Annotated in this window: 3 protein-coding genes; 1 reads left to right on the forward strand and 2 read right to left on the reverse strand. The window is 55.1% G+C overall.

Annotation, left to right across the window (positions count from 1 at the left end; translation table 11 throughout):
* Positions 1 to 269: 269 nt before the first annotated feature.
* Together ACTHSL_RS12395 and ACTHSL_RS12400 are read right to left on the reverse strand one after the other, a co-directional pair.
* The gene (locus ACTHSL_RS12395) at positions 270 to 641 is read right to left on the reverse strand and encodes a rhodanese-like domain-containing protein (protein ID WP_440381633.1); all 372 of its coding nucleotides are present in this window, start codon (positions 639 to 641) and stop codon (positions 270 to 272) included.
* A gap of 189 nt (positions 642 to 830) precedes the next feature.
* On the reverse strand, positions 831 to 1,166 hold the full coding sequence (locus ACTHSL_RS12400) for a carboxymuconolactone decarboxylase family protein (RefSeq protein WP_003773903.1): 336 nt from the start codon (positions 1,164 to 1,166) through the stop codon (positions 831 to 833).
* A 171-nt stretch (positions 1,167 to 1,337) separates the two neighbouring features.
* On the opposite strand from ACTHSL_RS12400, the gene ACTHSL_RS12405 reads away from it, so the two are divergent.
* Positions 1,338 to 2,267, forward strand: coding sequence for a cupin domain-containing protein (locus tag ACTHSL_RS12405; RefSeq protein WP_114921650.1), 930 nt, complete (start codon positions 1,338 to 1,340; stop codon positions 2,265 to 2,267).
* Positions 2,268 to 2,396 lie beyond the last annotated feature (129 nt).

The raw sequence follows: 2,396 nt of genomic DNA on the forward strand, positions 1-2,396 counted from the left end.
GCGGCGATACGCCGTTTGAGGTTTTGCAGGCTTACTTTTCTCAACCTGTGGTGTAAACAATGCGGTTATTTTCTACATTTTAGCTTCGCAGAAATGCAACTTCCTGGCGGAAGTTGCGTTTTCAGACGGCCTCGGATGATGTGGCGGATGAAATTCGAATCAGAGCTGGCGGAGAGGCCGCAGATGGACGGGCGCATATGGCGCAGGAGGACAGGGGAGCGCCGCCCTGCCGGTTCACACCTCATCCGTGATATAGGGAGGAAGGGCGGTTATTTCATGCCTTTGGCCAGCAAATCTTGATAGCCGCCGTGGTTGCTGACGTTGGTGTAGCCCATTTTTTCCAACTGCTGTTTGGCCAGTCCGGCACGGCGGCCGGATTTGCAGTAGAGGTGGATGGGGGCGTTTTTGTCGGCAGCCGTTGCGGAAATTTTATTGGCAATTTGGTCATGCGGGATATTGACTGCGTCGGCAAGGTGGCCTTCTTGGTATTCTTCCGGTGTGCGCACGTCTATCCAGATGCCTTTTGCTTTGGCAGGTTGGGCGGACCGGGCCGTGGGTGCGGCGGTGTGCGCGTCAGCGGCGTAAACGGCGGGTGAGAGCATTGCTGCGGCAAGCAGCGCGGTCAGGATTTGTTTTTTCATGACATTTCTTTCTGTTTGACGGTTAGGCGTTCGGGTTTTGTGAAACTTTGTTTTGGTTTTGCAGTAACTCAGCCTTGTTGCGAAACTTCGTTTTAGCTATGCAGAAACTCGGCTTCCTTCGGAAACTTCGTTTTAGCTGCGCAGAAACTCAACTTCCGTTAGGAAGTTGAGTTTTCAGACGGCCTTTCTTTAGCGTTGGCTTTCCGCAGCTTCAAAGGCGCGCAGGGCGTAAGTATAAGCTGCTCCGGCGTTGAGCGATATAGCTGTGGCCAATGCGCCGGCGATTTCGCCTTCGGTCGCGCCTGCTTTAACGGCGGCGGCGGTGTGGACGCTGATGCAGCTTTCACAACGTGTGGTCACGGCCACGGCGATGGCGATGAGTTCGCGAGTTTTGGCATCCAGTGCCTCTGCTGCTGCGGCTTGCTCGAGTGCGCCGTAGGCTTGCAGCATTTTCGGGTGTTTTTTACCCATTTCGCCGAAGGATTTTTTGACCAATGCGGTGTGTTCGTTCCAGTCTTTAAACATGATTTGCTCCTGATGGCGGATTGGCTGCGAATCGGGACGGCGTTTCTCCGCCTTATCCCGATTTGAACCGTATCCGTATGGTTAAGTGTGTCCGGGTTCGGATTTCGGCGGCCATTGTTGCGCGTTTTATATTAAAATAATCTGCAAATCGTATCATTTGGTGGCGTAAAAATGGATATTCTCGACAAGTTGGTGTCGCTGGCGCAAATCAGCGGCAGTGTGGACGTGCAATGCCTGTTTCAGGGCGGATGGTATGTGCGGCATGAGGCGCGGCGCGGTCAGGCCTTGGTGCACATCGTAACGGACGGCGAGGGTTGGCTTCAGGTGGACGGTATGGACAAACCGCGTCTGCTGGGCAGCGGCGATGTGGTGTTTTTTCCGCACAAAATCGGCCATGTTTTGAGTAGTGATGCGGCTTGCGCCAATACGGGCGCGGGGGTGGAGATAGCGTCCAACGGTGTGTTTACGCAAAAACGCAGCGGGTCGGGCAAGGCGGATTTGAGCTTGTTTTGCGCCCGTTTCGATTACGACCGTCAGGCCGATTTAATGGACAGCCTGCCGGAAACGGTGTTTCTGAATATGCGCCATACCGCGTTGCAAAGCGTGGTGGCGATTTTGCAGCAGGAGGCCGAACGGCCGCAGCACGGCTCCAAGTCGGTGGTAGACGCGCTGTCGACGGTACTGCTGGTGTTATTGGTACGGACGTTTTTATCGGAAAACCGCATACCCGCGCTGCCGGACGGCATATTAAAGGGCTGGCACGACCGCCGTTTGCGCGGTGTGATTCAGGCGGTGTTGGCGCAGCCGGAGCGGGCGTGGAATATCGAAGAAATGGCGGCGGCGGCCACGGTGTCGCGCGCGCAGCTGATGCGGCTGTTTAAAGCGCAAACGGGCATGAGCCCGTATGCCTTTGTGAACCGAATCCGTTTGCAGCAGGCGGCGGCAATGTTGAAACAGGGGTCGGATTCGGTGCTGGCCATAGCATTGGCGGTGGGCTTCGGTTCGGAAACCCATTTCGGCAAGGCGTTTAAAAAGGCTTACGGCATTTCGCCCGGGCAATACCGGAAACAGGCGGAGGACGATATGGAATTTGTCATTTGAGGCCGTCTGAAAGCAAAAGTTTCTGCGAAGCTGAAACGCGGTTTCAATCAAGTGTAGAAAATAACCGCGTTGTTTACACCACAGGTTGAGAAAAGTAAGCCTGCAAAACCTCAAACGGCGTATCGCCGC

This window comes from Neisseria sp. P0008.S010 (assembly GCF_051962715.1).
Lineage (GTDB): Bacteria > Pseudomonadota > Gammaproteobacteria > Burkholderiales > Neisseriaceae > Neisseria > Neisseria elongata.

What these genes read in the sequence shown, in the direction of transcription:
- ACTHSL_RS12395 (WP_440381633.1), bottom strand. Translation starts at nt 641, where the DNA reads ATGAAAAAACAAATCCTGACCGCGCTGCTTGCCGCAGCAATGCTCTCA.
- ACTHSL_RS12400 (WP_003773903.1), bottom strand. Translation starts at nt 1,166, where the DNA reads ATGTTTAAAGACTGGAACGAACACACCGCATTGGTCAAAAAATCCTTC.
- ACTHSL_RS12405 (WP_114921650.1), top strand. Translation starts at nt 1,338, where the DNA reads ATGGATATTCTCGACAAGTTGGTGTCGCTGGCGCAAATCAGCGGCAGT.